Origin of the sequence: Saltatorellus ferox (assembly GCA_007751475.1) — a bacterium.
GTDB lineage: Bacteria > Planctomycetota > UBA1135 > UBA1135.
Genome location: CP036434.1, coordinates 7,007,544 through 7,025,341, shown reverse-complemented (window position 1 = coordinate 7,025,341; position 17,798 = coordinate 7,007,544). Strand labels below are relative to the sequence as shown.

The following is a 17,798-nucleotide window of genomic DNA, read 5'->3' as shown; positions in this document are numbered from 1 at the left end:
TGCTCGACGGGGAGCGCGTTCTCACCGAGGTCCAGGTGACGGCAGGCGAGGAAACGCCGCTGGTCATCCGGGTGCCGTAGAGGCCTGGTGTCGCGCGTGCGTCCCCGCGGCAGCTTACTTCAGCGGGATCCGGCACTCGTACAGCCGGCCTTCGTCCTGGACCAGCGCCGTTCGCACGTACGTCGCCCAGGACGTCTGCGGTATACCCCGGAAGACCTCCGTGCCGTCCAGCGTCACCGTCACCTCTTCGTCCATGTTGACGATGGCCGAAGAGAGCAGCACGCCGAGGCCCTTCACGTTCTTCCCATCGCTCTTCACGGCGATGTGGTTCTTCTCTCCATCGAGCGTGGCCTCGATCAGCGCGTTGAGTCGCGGCTCGGGCCAGTCCAGCCAGTAGAACGACGTTTTCCAGTCGAGCGCGGGCTGCCAGAGCACGTGATCGGGGTGAGGGTTGCGCTCGAAGGAATCGATGCGTTCCAGGAGCTTGTCCGGACCGCCCGTCGGGTAGCTGTGCTGGCGATCGTCGACCTCCCAGTACGTGAAGTTCTCGTAGCCGCCGTAGGTCTCCTTGAAGCGCTTGACCTCTTCCACGGCGAACTGGTTCGCGTCCGGCGGGACCTTGGGATCATCCGTGCTCTGGAACACGCAGATCGGAAGGTTCATCAGGTTCGGCACGACGCCTTCCTGGATCGCCACGATGTTCTCCGTCGCGCGGTCGCGGATCGGCGTTGGCGCTCCGGCCGAAGGCACCGAGGCGGCGAAGAGATCGGCGTGGTGGGCGCCGAGTACCCAGGACCCGTAGCCGCCCATCGAGTGGCCGCCGATGTAGATGTGGTCGGGCGAGACGCCGTAGGTACGGCGCGCCTCGTCGATGAGCGTCATGATCCACTCCTCGGTCCCCGTATCGGTCCACCCGCACTCGGTCGCCTCGATGGCCTGGGGGTAGATCGACAGCCAGCCGCGCGCGCCCGCGGGTCCCTGGTAGGAAGCGAGCGCGCCCGACGCATCCGCCGATCCGACGCCTCCGCCGTGCAGTCCAATGAAGAGCCCCTTGGGCTTCGAGGTCTTGCCCGAAACGAAGAACCGCCCGCGGCGCGGCTCACCCTTCTCGTCCCAGTACCAGTGCTCACCCTTCTTGGGTAGCTCCCTGAGCTTGCCCCACGCCTTCTCGATCTTCTTCGAGAGCGGCTTCCGGTCGGACTTCGAGGGCGCAGGCAGCGCGGCGTAGGGTTCCAGCAGCGCGTCGATCTCGGCCCGCGACGCCGGCTTGTACGGCTCGACCGCGTACAGGGCATCGATCAGCTGCGTGAGTTCCTTTCCGGAAGGAGCCCTGGTGGCGGGATCGTCCTGGTTCCACCAGAAAAGCGGCGCGGAGGCGGCGAGGACGAGGAGGGAGGTGCTGGCGAAGAGCTGATTCATCGTGCTCGCCAGGATACGCGATCAGAGCGGAGCCGTCCGCCGCCAGGAGGCCCCGCAGACCTCCGAGGTGTCCTCTCGCCTGCGGTCACCTCCGGGGTGATGTGCATCGTTCAAGCGAGGCGATCCGCTCGATACCGGCACGCCCTCGCGAGCTTTCGCTGGATCTGTAGCGAGAACGGCAGCTCTTCCAGGCGATCGATCCAGTTCGGCGCCGCCTTGAGCAGCCGATCGAGGACGCGCTCGCACGCCTTTCCTGGCACGCCGCAGGCGGCTCCCAGCTCGAGGAAGTCCGCGCGGCCGATGTCCTCACGGCGCTTTCTGCCGATGGGGAGAGCCATCGTCAGATCGCCGTAGGGATAGGAACTCGGCAGGTCGTAGGCCGGAGAGACGCGCCACTCGCCTCGCACCTTCAGGATCGAGAAGTTCTTGCCGTGAGCATCGCCATTGCAGCTCAGGTAAGCGAACGCGAGCTGCTGGAGCAAGGCTCGCGCGGCGACGACGGGGGCGGACGTCGGACGAGCCAACGCTCGCATCACGTCTTCGCTGCTCATCCGGTACTTGTCGGCCGGGTAGCGGCCCAGAACCTGGCACGCATCTTCTTGCGCGACTCTTTGGAAGCTCCCATCGGGTAGAGCCACGCGGTCGAAGCGGCGGACCAGCAAACCCGGCTGCTCGTCACGGTCGTGGATCAACCTGGCCTCGGCTACATCGAGTCCTGAATCTCGCGCCGCCTTCAGGAAGAACGCCTCGTTCTGCACGAGAGATGGGAACTCCGGAGGGTTCAGCTTCAGGATCCAGGCCGCATCGCGATCGGCCACCGGAAGCGTGATCATCCGACCCGAGATCTTGTCCTGCACGCCAGGTAGAGCGGCTCGATCTTCCAGTCCTGAACCCACCGCGCGCTCGAACAGCTCGGCGAACGAGACTTCGTGCGGAGCGAGCTCCAGCGTGGGACCCGCCGATGCCGTGCCAGGGCCGGCCGCATCGGCTGAGGGGAGCACCTGAACGTCGCCGATCGCGTCCTCTCCCACGGCGAGCAGCAGGGAGAGCTCGTCATCGAGCGAGGTCTTGACGGCGGCGCGCAGCGCAGAAAGCCTGCGGCCCTCGGGCAAGAGACCGGCGAAGAACGGAGGCAGCGCTCCACCTGCCGTTCGCACCGGTTCTGCTCCGAGTGGCAGGGACGTGGCGACCGGGTCACCTGCATAGTCGGGCAAGTACGAGAACGAAATCGTGCCGTCACCCTGCCGGTCCAAGGACCCCGCAAGCTGGCCTGCTTTCCAGACGGACGCCTTTCGGACAGCCAGGTAGTCGGGGAGCGTCACGATCGCGGTTCCTCCGCAGGTCCCTGGGAGGGACCGTCGTGGCGACCCGTCGAGCCCCCGGTACCACCACTGGACACGCGAACCGCCAGATCGAGGCCCAGGACATCGAGGATCGATATCAGCTTGTCGAGGCGCAAGGTGGTCTTCCCGGCTTCCGCCGCATGGACGAAGCGGGTGGAGCAGCCCGCGAGTTCAGCCACGTCGACCTGATTCAGGTCGAGTGCGGCACGACGCTCGCGGAGTGCGGTGCTGAGGGATCTGTAGAACGCATGATCGTGCATATCACGAGGAGTATCGGCGCGGCCGGGTGGATGGATGCTGCAAAAATGCACGATCATGCATGTTTGGCCATCGGTGGCGGCCTGGGACGTCGCCCATTGCCAGGAAGTGCACGATCGTGCATCTCCAGACAGTTCAAGCGCGTTCCGGAGGCCGAAGAGCGCCCCTGGGGCGCCGCGATCAGCGCGGAGCCGCCGGCGTCCCATGGACCGGCAGGGCCTCGGGCGCCACGAGGCCGAGTCTCTGATTCAGTCGCGCGAGCTCCGCGTCGACGCCGATCTCCGCGCCGGGGATGAAACCAGGGACCGTGATCACCTGGACCACCGCGCCCCCGAGCCCCCTGTGAACGACCGTGCGCGGGAGGTAGACGAGGTCGCCGGCAGAGAGCGGAATACGACGCAAGAGCTCCGGGATGTCGTCTCGCGTCACGGCCGCGATGCCCTGGATCGCGTCCAGGTGCTCGGACACGATCAGCTCCGCGCCCTCCGGCGCTTCCTGCACGAGATAGAACTCGTCGAAGCCGCCCTCCGCCGGATGGTAGTGCGTGAACGAGTCGAGGATCCGGACGCGATGGGCGTTGATCGCGTGGTAGAGGTACGGCCCGACCTTCCCCTGCCACGTGAGCAGGATCCGCCGATACGCGTCCTCTTCCTCGGCGCAGCCGCCGGGCTTGTCCGTGATCAGGGGATCGAAGTCCGGGCGCACGAACGTGGGCACGGCGTCCGGTGGCGGCGTCGGGATCTCGAAGCGGAGCGACGCGATGGGGGCGTCGCAGCGAAGCGATTCACCCGCCCGCAGAACGACGATGTCGCCCACTCGGAGATCGCTGGAACGTTCCTCGGTCGAGGTGACGGTGGCAGCGCACGCACCGCCTTGGACGAAGTGAACCCGCGTCGCTTCGTCCGCTGAATCCAGCTCGAGCTTCGGGTTCCAGGCGAGGCCGTAGCCGGGGTTCCTGGCGGCGAACTCCGCGCGCAGGTCCTCGAAGGCGTCCAAACGCTCCGAGAGCACCGAACTCTCCGAGAGTATCACGGCCCGGGCCGTTGGACGACCGGGCGCTTCCGCGGTCTCGACCCCGTTCGGGTCGGAGGCGCATCCTGAAGCGATGAGGGCCATGGCCAGCATCGCGTATCGGTGGCGGCGGACGAGAAGGAGTCCCATACCGCCAGCATAGCCTCAACGGTCGGCCAGGCTCGCCGGGCCGCGCCACTTCACCCAGGCCGCCGCCATCACCGCCACGACGCCGAGCCCGAGGCACAGGGACCACCACACTTCCCGCAGCCCGCCGTCCCGCAGGAGCACGAAGTAGCACGCGGTGGGCAGCGCGATGATCCACCAGGCGATGAAGTTGAAGACCGCCGCGGGCACCGTCTTCCCCATGCCGCGGAGGATGCCCGAGCCCACGACCTGGACGCCATCGAACACCTGAAACGCCGCTGCGATCGGGAGGATGAGCGCCGCGAGGCGAATTGCGTCCAGGTCATCGGGGACGTACTTGCTCGGCAGATACTCGCGTCCGAGGTAGAGCACCACGCCCATCGCCGCCATCGAGAGACCGCCCATCCAGAGCGCCACGCCCGCGCTCGTCTGGGCATCCCCGTGCCGCCGCTCGCCGATCAGGTTGCCGATCCGCGTCGTCGCCGCCAGCCCGATGCCCAGCGGGATCATGAACGTCATGCTCGCGAGGTTGATGGCGACACCGTGGGCCACCGTCGCCGTCACGCCGAGGAGCCCCGCGAGCAGCGTCGTCGCTCCGAATGCGCCGATCTCGAACGCGAAGTGCAGGCCCACGGGGATCCCGATCCGCAGGATGTGAAGGATCTCCTTCAGGCGGAAAGACTCCCGGTCCCAGGGCACCCAGGCGCCCCTCAGTAGCCGCTTCTGATGGATCACCCAGATGAGCGTCAGGCACATGAAGATGCGCGTGAAGCCGGTCGCCACGCCCGCGCCCGTGATGCCCCACTCCAGCTCGTAGATGAGCACCCAGTTCGCCACCAGATTGACCAGGTTCGCGACCGCGGCCACGATGAGCGCAGGCCGCAGGATCCCGCGGCCCTGGAGCTGCTGGCGGCAGGCGATGTACACCATGAAGAACGGCGTCGCGAAGGTCTGGGCCAGCGCGTACCGTTCTGCGGGCGCATCGAGCTTCGACGAGCCGATCGCCTCGTCGAGCCCGGAAGCGACCGAGGGCGCGAACTCCTGCCCGAGCCCCCGCACCCAGCCCGCGAAGGCCCGGGTAGCCTCCAGGAACTCCGCGGTCAGGAACCGCAGCCCGACGATCGGCACGGCCGCGATCAGCGCGACGATGATCCCGCGCTGGAGCGCCCGCCCGAGCATTTCGCGGTCGCGGGCGCCATAGCCCTGGGTCACGAGCGGGTCGATCCCCATCACGAGCCCCATCCCGAGCATCTGCGTCAGATGGACCCAGACGCCGGCCAAGAGCGCCGCCGCCACGGCATCGCTCGACCAGCGGCCGAGCATCAGGATGTCCACGAGGCTCACGAGCATCCAGAAGACGTTCGTGACGAGGATCGGCATGGCCAGCCGAGTGAGCACGCGGATCTCTCGCTTCCGGGGCGATAGCGCCGCTTCCAGCGCCCGGGTCTCCTCTCTGCTCCTCGCCATCGCGCGGGCAAGATACGACCGCGCACTGGCGGCGGTGCCGTCGAGCCCGGGAATACCCCTCAGCGCGTGACCCTTCGGGTCGATACTCACAGGCCGGGCGACGCCCCGTATCGCCCACCGTGAGCCCCAACCAGCCCATCGCACCGCGCGCACAGTCGCCGGTCATCCAGCCGGTCAACGAGCCGGGAAGGTCGTCCAGCAGCGGCCGAGAGGCGCTGATGGTGTTCTTCGGCACCCTCGGGGCGGCCGCGACCGCGCTGGCGATCGCGGTCATGGTCATGCCAGAACGTTTCGGACTTCGTACCGCCGAACCCAGCCCCGCGCGAGCAAGCCTCGACGCCTCGGGCGATCCGGCGCTGAACCCGCCCGTGGGCGGAACGGACCCGTCGTCGACAGGGACCGCCGAGCCGCGGATTCATTCGGATTCGGAGTTCGACCCGATCGCCTCGATCGGCGCTGGTTTCCCCGCTGGATCTCCTCCTGGCTCGTCTCCTGGCCGCGCCGATGGGCTGACTTCTCAGGGCCAGGGCCAGGGCGCGTCCGTGGCCTCGACCGGCCTTGGCTACCTGTCCCCGGAACCTCCCTCGCGCGCGGACATCCCGTTCGCGCCCCGCCACTCCGACGGCGATCTCGACCGTTTCGCCCCGAGACCCGTGGTCGAGCGTGTGCCGTCCGAGCCCACGCTCGCCCAGCGGATCTTCGAGGACGCACGGGCGTCGGTCGCGCACGTCAGGACCCTCAATCTCCGCACCGAACGAACGGAGGGTCCGATCGACCTCAGGTCGGTCGCAGGTACGGGGTCCGGACTCGTGTGGGATACCCGCGGTCATATCGTGACGTCGCGCCACGTCGTCGAGAACGTGAACGGAGCGGACGTCACGCTCAGCGATGGAAGCCAGTGGGTGGCCCGGCTGATCGGCGTCGACGACAACACGGACATCGCGGTGCTTCAGATCGCCGCCTCTCCCGAGCAGCTCGTGCCCATCCGGGTCGGGAGCTCCAGCGATCTCGTCGTGGGGATGAGCGTGTTCAGCGTGGCGTGTCCGTACGGTCTCGGGCACTCGCTCTCGACAGGCTCGATCAGCGGCCTCAACCGCAGCATTCAGTCGACCATTGCCCGCGTGCTCCACGGCACGATCCAGACCGATGCGCCGATCCATCCTGGTTCCTCGGGCGGAGCGCTGATCGACGACCAGGCCCGCGTCATAGGGATGAACGCGGCGATTCATCTGGACTCGGAGAGAGCGCCCGGCGTTGGCTTCGCGCTGCCCATCGACAGGCTCCAGGAGGTCGTGCCCGCGCTCATCATGCGAGGGCCTGGCTGGTACCACGAGTTCGGCTTCACGGTCGCAGGAGCCGAAGACAGCCGGGACTTCCGTGAGACAGCGTCGAAGCTGATCCAGGAATCGCGGCTGCCGAACGGGTCGCCGCTGTCCTTGCCGGGGCAGCCGCTTCCCAGGGACCCGTCGCTCCCTGATTCGGGACTGGTGATCGTCGACATCGATCCAGCGAGCGCCGCGGCCGAGGCGGACCTTCGGGGCGTCTCTCGGCTGGTTCATCCGTCGGGTGGCAACGCTTTTCTCCTACGCGATATCATCGTCCGGGCGGGCGGCGATCCCGTGACGTCTGCGACCGACATCGATCGCGCGATCGCCTCCCTCGAGCCAGGCGAGCCGCTTCAGCTCGGGGTCTGGCGGCGCGGGGAAGAGGTTTCGATCCTTGTCGCGCGCCCGGAGCGCCCGGGGAGTGCGAAGCGCTGAGGCCGGCGTTCCCCGGCGGGAGCCCTGGACCGTTTTGGGACCGAGACCCCCGCTTTCGAGCCCTCGTGCCACGATCTCGGGATCGAACGAACGTTCGACCGGGCCGAATGCCGACGGCAGACTTCCCATGGTGCCTTTCTTCCCCCAAATGCGACCCATCTCCCCCGGGTTGGCCCGCGGCGTTCGCACGTCGCTCGTTGCCCTCGGCATGATCACGCTCTTCACCGCCTGCGGCGCCAGTTCCGACGTGGTGGAGCAGCACTATGCCACCGGCTCCCTGCGCTGCCAGGGCAAGACGATCATCCACGAGAGCGGCGCCGAGCGCATGCACGGGAGCTGGAAGTTCTGGTACGACGACGGCCAAGTTCAGGCGGAGGGCGCCTTCGAGGAAGGAACGGTCCTGCGCGACGCCGACTTCGAGTCCACGCACACGCAGATTCCGATCCAGGGCCGCACCGGCGAGTGGGCGGCCTACTACCCGGGCGGCCGACCCATGTGGCGCGGACGCTTCAAGGAAGGAGACCGTACGGGCTCCTGGCTCTGGTGGTACCCGGACGGCACGTCCAAGGCTCGCACCGAGTTCAAGGACGGCAAGATCGACGGCCAGTGGATCCGCTGGCACGCCACGGGTGAGATCGCGGAAGAGGGCTCGTTCGTCGAGGGCAAGCCGGTGGGGAAACACATCGCCTACTACCCGAGCCAGCAGATCAAGAGCGAAGGACGCTTCGTCGACGGCGAAGAGATGGGGATGCACCGGCTCTACGCTCCCTCGGGATCACTCCTGGAGGAAGCAGTCTACAATCGCGGCGTCTTCAGCGGACTCCGCAGCCTTTGGGACGAAGCGGGGGCGCTCGTCTGGACCGGTAGCTACGCGAACGGGATCCTCGACGGCGTCGTCACGCACTATCACCCGAACGGAAAGACGAGGCAGGTTGGTCTCTACGTCGCCGGCAAGTCCCAGGGCATCCACGCGGGCTTCGACGTGGACGGCAACAAGACCTGGGAGCAGGAGTACGTGGACGGCGCGCCGTCCGGCAAGCGGACCGCGTTCTTCAAGGGAGACGTCAAGGTCTACGACGGTACGTTCGAGGCGGGCGAGCCTGTCGGCGTGCATCGGATGTGGAGCGATCGCACCGAGCTGCTCGCGGAAGGGCACTACCACCGAGAACCGACGGAATGGGCCTGGCGCCCCGCCGAATAGCTCGCAGCCCGAGCCAGGGTTCATCTCGCTCCTCGTTCGATGGCCCTGACGCATCCGCTGACGCGGATGCGTGTCGAGCCTGGGCCATCGATGCTCAGGCTTTCAGTCCGAGGCAAGCCAATCGGGCCGCGGGATCCGCTCGATCTCGAACAGCGCGGCCACCAGTTCGTCCTCTTCGCCCGCCAGACGATCGCTGACGAACTCCCAGACGATGTCCCCTGTGGCCCGGTCGATTTCGATCGCGCGTCCGTGGCAGGACTCGGCCACCAGGATGTTTCCGCCCGGAAGTTCGTGGGCCGTACCGCAGAACACGCTGCTGAACGACTCCGCGGGCGTTCCTGACCAGGTCCAGTTCGCTCGCTTCGCACCGGGCTCGAGGGCCAGGAGCCGCGAGTGCCCTCCGACGCCGCCGAGATTGTCGAAGATCAGCATCTCGCCCGACGCGGTGATGCTCGGGTCATGGGCTCCGCGCCAGATCGACGGGGACGGTCCCTGGGTCATCCAGACCAGCTTCTCTGCGTCCACGTCGATGACGCCGACGATATCGAGATCGCGCATGCAGACGAGGACGTCGCCTGCCTTCACCTCCTCGCTCTCGAAGGCGGCCGCCTCCTTCTCGTCGAGGACGTCGAGCGAGTTGGCATGCATCACGTCGCCGACGCGAACGTTCAGTCTCGTGAGCAGGGGCGCCCATTCGGAGGCGATGAACGCGTCCCAGAGCGACACGGTGCGCGTCTTCTTACCGGTCGCATCGATCAGAAGGATCAGATCGTCGACGACCGGCTCGTCCGGGTTCACCGGCGGCACGACGCGCTCCCGCCGCGCGAGGGCATAGATCATCGGTCCAGCGTCCGTTTCGACGACGTCCAGGTCGTGATGGACTCGGTCGTAGAGGACCCACTGGAGCCTGGATCGGCGGTCGATGGAGACGAGCGCGGCGTCCGAGTGCATCGCGAGGAGAGAGCCGTCGCTGCGCAGGTGGACGCGTCGCCAGGGGATCTGGAACGAGGTCGCGAGCGGCGGCGCTTCCGGCAGCTTCTCGTAGGCGAGCGCCCAGCGGTGTTCGACCTTGCCGGTCGAGTCCATCAGCACCGCTTCGGCGGCATCGCCCGAGTGCATGAGATTCAGACCCGGGGCCATGCGGTCGGGCTTTCGGACGAGGATTCCGGTGTTCGTCGGGGCCGCCTCGGAGCCCTGGGCGTAGCCGAGGCCCTTGCCCAGCGGCGCGGAAGGCGCGCCGGCTCCCCGGCGATGACCGAAGAGGCCGTCATCGCTGACGGCCCAGCCGCGCCCGTCCGAGCGGACCGCATAGGCGCCGGGTCGGTTCTTCCCGGTGGGCTCGCTCTCTGCCTTGCGACCGTTGCAGCCAGCTACCTGGACTCCTAGCAGAGCCACCAGCAGGGTGATCGGCAGAGCGATAGGAGCCATGGAGCCTGTCGCCGCGAGCGTACCTTCGGACCGGCTCACACCCGTTTGCGGCGCTCCAGCCGCCGGAGACTCGGAAATGCGGCCCAAGAAAGGCCCAGGGAGGCGACGAGCACGATCAAGCTCGCCATCATGGTCGCCAGAAGCGGCGTCATCCGTTCATAGCGACTGAAGAACGCGATGGTAGAGATGATGAACCAGCCGACCACGGCCGAAAGCCGTACCAGCCCTGAGGTAGCGAATCGGTCCAATCCGGTCTTCTTCACGGTCTGATCATCGGCCAACCTCGCCGTTCTGCGTGCCCATTTTGCTGCAAACTCACCCATCCCCGCCTTCACCATGGCAGACGATCCCCAAGATCCAGACCCGACGAACCCCGAGGCGCGACGCACGTCGCCCCGCGTTCGATCCCATTTGCCGCTCATCGGGTGGCGCGAGTGGCTGGCTCTCCCGGGGCTCGGGATCCCCAAGGTCAAGGCCAAGGTAGACACGGGCGCTCGCTCTTCCGCGATCCACGCTTTCGGCATCGAGCGGCGGCGCGCCGAGGGCCGCGATCGGGTGGCCTTCTTCACGCACCCGCGCCAGCGCGGCGACGGGCCCGGCCTGAGCTGCTCGGCCGAACTTTTGGACGTGCGGACGGTCCGCAGCTCCAATGGTGCGATCGAAGAACGCTACTTCATTCGCACCCTCGCGCGGCTCCACGGGATCGAATGGCCCATCGAGCTGACGCTGACCGAGCGAAACGACATGAGTTTTCGCATGCTCCTCGGCCGCGAGGCGATTCGTGGCCGTTTCCTCGTGGACTCAGGTCGCTCGTTCCTCGATCAGGCACTCGTCTCCAAGAAAAAGAAGAAAGCGCCCCGGCGCTTACGTCCCTGACCCTTCATGAAAATCGGAATCCTATCCCGGAAGTCCTCTCTCTACTCGACCGCCCGCCTCGTCCAAGCTGCGAGAGCGCGCGGGCACGAGGTGAAGGTCGTGGACTACCTGCGCTGCGTGATGAACATCGCGTCGCACAGGCCGCGGGTGATCTATCAGGACCTGGAGCTCGACTGCGATGTGATCATCCCACGCATCGGAGCCTCGAACACCTTCTACGGCACGGCTGTGGTGAGGCAGTTCGAGATGATGAACGTGCTTTCGGCGAACTCGTCGGTCGCGATCAGTCGTTCCCGCGACAAGCTGCGCTCGCTTCAGATCCTCTCGCGGGAGGGGATCGGGATGCCGGTGACGGGGTTCGCTCACTCGCCGAAGGACATCCAGGGCGTGATCGACATGGTCGGGGGGGCGCCGCTCGTGGTGAAGCTCCTCGAGGGCACCCAGGGCGTCGGCGTCGTGCTGGCCGAAACGGAGAAAGCCGCCGAATCCGTCATCTCGGCGTTCCGCAACCTCGACGCGAACATTCTCGTTCAGGAGTTCATCAAGGAAGCGGGCGGTGCGGACATTCGAGCGTTCGTCGTCGGGGACCGGGTGGTCGCTTCGATGCTGCGGCAGGGGCCGCCTGGCGAGTTCCGGTCGAACCTGCATCGGGGTGGTAACGCCGTCCGGATCAAGCTGACGCCCGAGGAGCGCGAGTGTGCGAAGCGAGCCGCCAAGGCGCTGGGGCTGCGCGTGGCCGGCGTGGACATGCTGCGTTCGAACCACGGTCCGCTGATCATGGAGGTCAACTCGTCGCCGGGCCTCGAGGGCATCGAAGAATCGACCGGTGTCGACGTGGCTGCCAAGATCATCGCTCACCTCGAGAAACGACACGCCGAGCTGGAGAAGCGAGATGCCGAAGGAAAGAAGCGAAAAGTCGAAGGCTGAGACGAACGTTCCGGCGCGCAGCAAGTCGAAGGCAAAGATCAAGGAGCCGGAACGGCCGCCCTTTGAGATGGCTGGCGAGACGATCCAGGCGGGCAAGCGGCTGCGCTTCGAGCTTCCGATCGCGCGCCTTCAGACGGACGCCGTCGCCTCCCTGCCGGTCTGCGTCATCCACGGGGTGAACCCTGGACCGACGATCTGGACGAATGCTGCCATCCATGGGGATGAGCTGAACGGGGTCGAGGTGATCAGGCGCGTTCTCCTCGCCCTGGACGCCAAAGAGATGTCGGGCACCCTGATCGCGGTGCCCATCGTCAACGTCTTCGGCTTCTTGAACCAGTCCCGCTACCTCCCTGACCGTCGCGACCTGAACCGCTCCTTCCCGGGGAGCGCGCGCGGGTCGCTGGCAACGCGCCTCGCCCATATCTTCGTGACGGAGATCGTGGAGCGTTGCACCCTCGGCATCGACCTCCACACGGGCTCGGACGCGCGGACGAATCTGCCGCAGGTGCGGGCCGACGTGGCGGACCCGCTCACGCTCGAACTCGCCCATGCTTTTGCGGCGCCGGTGACGCTGGCGGCGAGCCTTCGCGACGGTTCCTTGCGGAAGGTGGCGCGGAGGCGCGGCGCGCGCGTGCTCCTCTACGAAGCGGGCGAGCCCCTGCGGTTCGGCAACGATGCGATCGAGCGCGGCGTCTCCGGAATTCTTCGGGTGCTGCAGAAGCTGGAGATGATCACGGAGGCTCCGGAGCCGGATCGCCCCACCGTCATCGCCCACGCCAGTCGTTGGGTTCGTGCCCTGCGAAGTGGTCTCTACCACTCCCAGCAGGAACTCGGCGCGTCGGTGGAACGGGGTCAGACCCTCGGTTTCGTGACGACGCCCTACGACGGCAAGCGAACGCTGGTGAAGAGCCCTTGCGATGGCGTCGTGATCGGCCACGTGACGAACCCGCTGGTGTTCCAGGGGGACGCGCTGGTCCACGTGGCCGAGATCGGACGACACGGCCACGTGGCCTTTGGGGATTCGGACCGGGGCGAAGAATCGTAGCGGCCCCGGCGCCGGTCCCGGCGCCAGCAGCATCAGCCCCCAGGGGCGCCCTCCGCCTCTGTCACGCCACTTCCTTCCTCGGCAGACCCCAGGAAGCTGGAGATCGGAGCCCCGTACACGCACGCGGGAAGGTTGGCGACGGCTGGGGCTGTGACCGGTGATGGCGTCAGCGCACCACGTACTCCAGCGGGATCCCGGGACCGAGCGGGAGGCCCAGTACCACCCATGCAACCAAGAGGAGGGTGCTGGCGAGGCCGAAGGCGATCGAATACGGCAGCATCGCGCCGATCAGGGTCCCGATCCCGAGATCCTTCACGTACTTCTGGCCGAAGACGATCACGAGGGGGAAGTAGGGCATGAGCGGCGTGATCATGTTGGTGAACGAATCACCGATGCGATAGGCGCCCTGGGTCAGCTCCGGGGAGATGCCGACGAGCATCAGCATCGGAACGAAGATGGGCGCCAGGATGGCCCACTTCGCGGACGCGCTGCCGATGATGAGGTTCACCGTGCCGGAAACGAGGACGAAGGCGACGAGGAGCGGCAGGCCCGTGAAGCCGATGGCCGTGAGGCCCTCGGCGCCTCGAATGGCGACGATCGTGCCCAGGTTGGACCACGTGAACAGCGCGATGAAGTGCGCGGCCACGAACGCGAGCACGATGTAGATGCCGAGGTCGCTCATCGTCTCGGCGGTCATCGCGACCGCGTCGCTGTCGCGGCGGATCTTCTTCGTGGCGATGCCGAAGGCGAGGCCGGGGAGCAGGAACACGAACATCATCAGCGAGACGATGCTGTGGAAGAACGGGCCCAGGCCGCCGTCCGGGCCGCGGAGCGGTGCGCCCGCGGGGACCACCAGGAGGGCCATCCCGAGGAGCGTGACGACGAGGACGGCTGCCGCCCAGCGCAAGCCCCGCCGCTCCACCTCCGTCGATTCGTGCGGTTCTTCGGCGGAGGCCGTGGCTTGCTCTGAAGCCTCTGGCTGCCAGACCCCCATTCGGGGCTCGACGATGCGCTCGGTGATCCAGGTACCCACGAGAACGAACACCGGCACCAGCGCGACCATCAGGTAGTAGTTGGCGGTGGGGGCGACCTCGTAGTCGGGATCGATGAGCTGCGCTGCTGGCGTGCTGAAGGCCCCGAGCAGCGGGTCGAGTCCCGTGAGCAGCAGGTTGGAGGAGAACCCGCCCGACACGCCAGCGAAGGCCGCTGCGAGGCCGACCAGCGGATGGCGGCCCGCGCCAGCGAAGAGCACGGCGCCCAGCGGAATCACCACCACGAATCCCGCGTCGACGGCGAGGCTGCTCATGATCCCGGCGAAGATGAGCGCCGCCGTCAGCAGCGAGCCGGGGATGGCTCCCATGAACGCCCTGAGGGCCGCCGCGATCAGCCCCGTCTTGTCAGCGACGCCGATCCCGAGCATGACGGCGAGGACCTGACCGAGCGGAGGGAACGCCGCAAAGGTCTTCGGCATTTCCACGAGGAGCCTCTGGATCAGATCGCCGGAGAAGAGGTTCTGCGCGACGATTCGGTCGCCTGTCCCCGGGTGAACGGCATCGATGCCCATGGCCGCCGCGATCGCCGAAGCCACCATCACGAGGCCGATGAAAATCAGGAACAGCGTGACGGGATGGGGTAGCCGGTTGCCCGTTTTCTCGACGCCGTCGAGGAACCGGTCGAAGAGGCCACGCCTCGTGGTTTGGGCGGTGGGGGTACTCATCTGCCTGTACGGTAACGGTGAGCTGACGATCGGGCGGAGCGGAATCGCTGGCAGGTTCTTACGAGCGCGGTCGGCCATACTCTGGAGTCCATCGAATCCACGCCCGTACGTCACCGAGGGGACTACCCATGAATCACATCCGAACGTCTACTTGCTCCCTACCTCTCCGCGGGGCCATCTCGAGGTCGCTGCGAGTGGCCGCGTGCGCCCTTTCGATCATCGCGAGCCCAGCGGCGCTGGGCCAGATGCCGAGGGAAGACGTGGTCGATGCGCCCGCCATCGCCGAGGGGCTCTGCGTCAGCCAGGTGTTCCAGTCGAACATGGTGATCCAGCGCGATAAGCCGCTCGTGGTCTGGGGTTGGGCGGCTCCTACCGAAGAGGTGAAGGTCACGTTCGGGGACGCGTCTTCGACGGCGACCGCAGGCGAGGATCGTCGCTGGGCGGCCGCGTTGCCCGGGATGCCGGCGTCGGCGGAGGCCAGGCAGTTGATGGTGCGAGGCGCCACGGAAACGCTGACCCTCGACAACGTGCTGGTCGGCGACGTCTGGGTGCTCGGCGGCCAGAGCAACATGGAGTTCGAGGTCGCCAAGGTGGAGAACGGCGCGCTGGAGATCGCGACGGCGCACTACCCGCTGATTCGCATCCTGACCGTGCCGTACAACGTCGGGCCGGAGCGCCACGAGAGCTTCGAGCGACTTCACGAGTGGAGCGACTGGTTCGGCCGGCACTTTCGAAAGGGCGACTGGGACGTCTGCTCTCCCGAGGTCGTGGCCGAGCTCTCGGCGGTCGGCTACGCGTTTGCGCGGCGTGTTCACATGGGGAGCGGCGTGCCGATCGGCGTGATCGATGCCTCCCGCGGTGGCACGGCGGTCGAGTCCTGGGTTCCGCTCGAGACGCTGCGGGGCATGGAGAACGCGGCGCTCCAGCAGAAGCTCGAGGAGTGGGATGCGAAGGTGGCGGCGTGGAGCGCCGAGCCTGGAGATCGGCCGAATCCGCTGGCGGACATGAACTATCCGGGCAACGGCTATGCGGGGATGCTCGGGCCGCTGCTCGGTCTCTCGGTGAAGGGCGCGATCTTCCACCAGGGCTACAACAACTCCCTCGACGGCATGCGCGGGGTGCGGCTCTACCGCGAGGTGTTCCCGAAGATGATCGACGAGTGGCGCGCTGCCTTCGGCGATCCTGACCTCCCCTTCGGCATCCTCTCGCTCTGCACGGATGGCTACCCGCAGACGCTCGATGACTACCTGGAGAAGATGCTGAACGCGGGCATTCACATTCGGGCCGAGCACTATCGGACGTTCCTGCAGATGCGCGAGCGCGGCGACGAGAACATCGGATTCGCGAGCAGCTACGACCTGCGCCGCCGCTGGTACCACCCCCAGGTGAAGCTGCCCGCCGGAGAGCGCCTGGCGCGCTGGGCGCTCTCGACGCAATATGGCTTCGGTGATCAGCTCTTGTGGGAGCCGCCGAAGCTGCTCGGCTACGAGGCCACGGACGGCGGACTCATCCTTCGATTCGACGTCGAGGTCAACGACCCCGAGGACGGCGAGATCCTGGGCTTCGCGATCGCCGGGGAAGACCGCCGCTTCCAGCCAGCGCGGGCTTCGCACGTGCAGGTGGGGGAGAACGATCGCGGCCAGCCGCAGTACGACCGCAAGCAGCTCCGCCTCTCGAGCCCGCTCGTTTCCGAGCCGACCCATTACCGCTACGCCTGGGGTAGAAACCCGCTGGGGAACCTCCAGCGCACGGCGAACAAGGACCTTCCCGTCGCCACCCAGCGCAGCGATGACTGGGACATGGGCACGGTGCCGCTGGGCGTGCTGAAAGAGGAAATCGTCGATCGACTCACGCGAGCCCAGCAGAATCAAGTCCGCCAGGCGCTTCGCCAGGAGGACGAGCGCCGAAAGATCGCGGAAGCCCGCGCGGTGCTGGAGGCCAGTGAGGGCTCGCAGCGGGATGGCCAGAAGAAGTAGGGGCACTCACGATGGCGTGTTCACCACCGCCAACCCCCCCCGAGCTTCTGGGCTTCCTGTAGCTTGAGGGAGCGATGTCAGCCCGCGAGATTCCCTTCAATCGACCCTACGTCACCGGGCGCGAGCTGTCGTACGTGGCCGAGGCCCATCGCAACGGACAGCTCGCTGGCAACGGTCCGTTCACCCGGCGCTGTCAGGCCTGGCTCGAAGAGCGAATCGGGTGCTACAAGGCTCTGCTGACCCACTCCTGCACCGCCGCGCTCGAGATGGCGGCGACACTTTGCGAGGTGCAGGCGGGGGATGAGGTCATTCTCCCGTCGTTCACCTTCGTCTCCACCGCCAATGCGTTCGTGGCGCGGGGCGCGACGCCGGTCTTCGTGGACATTCGACCGGATACGCTCAACCTGGACGGAGAGCTCGTCGTGGAAGCGATCAGCGAGCGCACGAAGGTGATCGTTCCCGTTCACTACGCGGGCGTCGGATGCGATCTGACTCCCTACCAAGCCATTGCGCGCGAGCGCGGGATTTTCGTCGTGGAAGACGCGGCGCATTCGATCCTGGCGACGGACGAGGGGCGTTCGCTCGGGAGTATCGGGGACCTTGCCGCGTTCTCCTTTCACGAGACCAAGAACCTCTCCTCCGGACAGGGCGGAGCGCTCGCGATCAACGATGAGCGTTTGGCCGCACGGGCGGAAATCATCTGGCAGAAGGGGACGAACCGCTCCGATTTCTGCCGGGGGGCCGTGGATCAGTACACCTGGATCGATCAGGGTTCGTCGTATCTGCCCGGCGAGATCCCGGCCGCCTTCCTGAGCGCCCAGATGGAGGAGGCGGATCTCATCACGGAGCGGCGCCTGGCCATCTGGCAGACCTACCATCGCGAACTGGAAGGGCTGGAGCAGAGAGGCTGGCTGCGTCGGCCATGCGTACCGGAGGGTAGCGGGCACAACGCTCACATCTACCACGTGCTTCTGTCCAATGCGGAAGCGCGAACGAGGATCATCGAGTTTCTGCGCAGGAAGGGGATCGGTGCGGTCTTTCACTACGTTCCCCTTCACACTTCTCCAGCGGGAAGGCGCTACGGTCGGGAAGCGGGAGAGTTGACCGTCACGGAGGACATCGCCGCTCGGCTCCTTCGCTTGCCGCTGTGGCTCGGAATCGAGCCTCTGCTCCCCCGCGTCCTACGAGCCGTGGGCGAATTCTTCGACACGGTGGAGGCGTAG

General features: G+C 66.9%; 15 protein-coding genes. 7 read left to right on the top strand and 8 right to left on the bottom strand.

Going from position 1 to position 17,798, the window contains the following annotated elements; translation table 11 throughout:
• Positions 1 to 114: 114 nt before the first annotated feature.
• The 5 genes from Poly30_RS25425 to Poly30_RS25405 all read right to left on the bottom strand — a co-directional run bounded on the left by Poly30_RS25425 (position 115) and on the right by Poly30_RS25405 (position 5,645).
• The gene (locus Poly30_RS25425; RefSeq protein WP_145204377.1) at positions 115 to 1,419 is read right to left on the bottom strand and encodes a hypothetical protein; all 1,305 of its coding nucleotides are present in this window, start codon (positions 1,417 to 1,419) and stop codon (positions 115 to 117) included.
• Between the two features lie 110 nt (positions 1,420 to 1,529).
• Positions 1,530 to 2,741, bottom strand: coding sequence for a type II toxin-antitoxin system HipA family toxin (locus Poly30_RS25420; protein ID WP_145204374.1), 1,212 nt, complete (start codon positions 2,739 to 2,741; stop codon positions 1,530 to 1,532).
• Positions 2,738 to 3,022, bottom strand: a complete 285-nt coding sequence (locus Poly30_RS25415; RefSeq protein WP_145204371.1) for a helix-turn-helix domain-containing protein — start codon at positions 3,020 to 3,022, stop codon at positions 2,738 to 2,740. The genes Poly30_RS25420 and Poly30_RS25415 overlap by 4 nt, the downstream gene beginning before the upstream one ends.
• Positions 3,023 to 3,200: 178 nt before the next feature.
• Positions 3,201 to 4,181 (bottom strand): cupin domain-containing protein, encoded by a 981-nt coding sequence (locus tag Poly30_RS25410; protein WP_145204368.1) that lies wholly within the window; start codon positions 4,179 to 4,181, stop codon positions 3,201 to 3,203.
• Positions 4,182 to 4,196: 15 nt separating this feature from the next.
• Positions 4,197 to 5,645 carry an MATE family efflux transporter gene (locus Poly30_RS25405; protein WP_145204365.1) on the bottom strand — a complete coding sequence of 483 codons (1,449 nt, stop codon included), beginning with the start codon at positions 5,643 to 5,645 and terminating at the stop codon, positions 4,197 to 4,199.
• A 119-nt stretch (positions 5,646 to 5,764) separates the two neighbouring features.
• Here Poly30_RS25405 and Poly30_RS25400 point away from each other — a divergent pair, with 119 nt between their 5' ends.
• Entirely contained in the window at positions 5,765 to 7,405 is a 1,641-nt protein-coding gene (locus tag Poly30_RS25400) for a S1C family serine protease (protein WP_145204362.1), read from the top strand.
• 148 nt (positions 7,406 to 7,553) lie between these two features.
• On the top strand, positions 7,554 to 8,606 hold the full coding sequence (locus Poly30_RS25395; RefSeq protein WP_419190663.1) for a toxin-antitoxin system YwqK family antitoxin: 1,053 nt from the start codon (positions 7,554 to 7,556) through the stop codon (positions 8,604 to 8,606).
• A 102-nt stretch (positions 8,607 to 8,708) separates the two neighbouring features.
• Here the strand turns inward: Poly30_RS25395 and Poly30_RS25390 are convergent, their stop codons facing one another.
• A complete protein-coding gene (locus Poly30_RS25390; RefSeq protein ID WP_145204356.1) occupies positions 8,709 to 10,034 on the bottom strand; it encodes an arylsulfotransferase family protein in 1,326 nt (441 codons plus the stop codon).
• Between the two features lie 35 nt (positions 10,035 to 10,069).
• On the bottom strand, positions 10,070 to 10,297 hold the full coding sequence (locus tag Poly30_RS25385) for a hypothetical protein (RefSeq protein WP_145204353.1): 228 nt from the start codon (positions 10,295 to 10,297) through the stop codon (positions 10,070 to 10,072).
• 73 nt (positions 10,298 to 10,370) lie between these two features.
• Here Poly30_RS25385 and Poly30_RS25380 point away from each other — a divergent pair, with 73 nt between their 5' ends.
• The 3 genes from Poly30_RS25380 to Poly30_RS25370 are packed head-to-tail and all read left to right on the top strand — an operon-like array spanning position 10,371 to position 12,882.
• The gene (locus tag Poly30_RS25380) at positions 10,371 to 10,910 is read left to right on the top strand and encodes an ATP-dependent zinc protease family protein (protein ID WP_145204349.1); all 540 of its coding nucleotides are present in this window, start codon (positions 10,371 to 10,373) and stop codon (positions 10,908 to 10,910) included.
• Positions 10,911 to 10,916: 6 nt separating this feature from the next.
• On the top strand, positions 10,917 to 11,837 hold the full coding sequence (gene rimK / locus Poly30_RS25375; RefSeq protein ID WP_145204345.1) for a 30S ribosomal protein S6--L-glutamate ligase: 921 nt from the start codon (positions 10,917 to 10,919) through the stop codon (positions 11,835 to 11,837).
• Positions 11,803 to 12,882, top strand: coding sequence for a succinylglutamate desuccinylase/aspartoacylase family protein (locus Poly30_RS25370; RefSeq protein WP_419190662.1), 1,080 nt, complete (start codon positions 11,803 to 11,805; stop codon positions 12,880 to 12,882). Before rimK ends, Poly30_RS25370 begins: the two co-directional genes overlap by 35 nt.
• A 166-nt stretch (positions 12,883 to 13,048) precedes the next feature.
• On the opposite strand, the gene Poly30_RS25365 is transcribed toward Poly30_RS25370, so the two are convergent.
• Complete coding sequence (locus Poly30_RS25365) at positions 13,049 to 14,599, bottom strand: AbgT family transporter (RefSeq protein WP_145204342.1); 1,551 nt, start codon at positions 14,597 to 14,599, stop codon at positions 13,049 to 13,051.
• A gap of 245 nt (positions 14,600 to 14,844) precedes the next feature.
• Between Poly30_RS25365 and Poly30_RS25360 the strand changes: the two genes are divergently transcribed.
• Both Poly30_RS25360 and rffA read left to right on the top strand, forming a co-directional pair.
• A complete protein-coding gene (locus Poly30_RS25360) occupies positions 14,845 to 16,575 on the top strand; it encodes a sialate O-acetylesterase family protein (RefSeq protein ID WP_419190661.1) in 1,731 nt (576 codons plus the stop codon).
• A 74-nt stretch (positions 16,576 to 16,649) separates the two neighbouring features.
• Positions 16,650 to 17,798 (top strand): dTDP-4-amino-4,6-dideoxygalactose transaminase, encoded by a 1,149-nt coding sequence (rffA, locus tag Poly30_RS25355; protein ID WP_145204336.1) that lies wholly within the window; start codon positions 16,650 to 16,652, stop codon positions 17,796 to 17,798.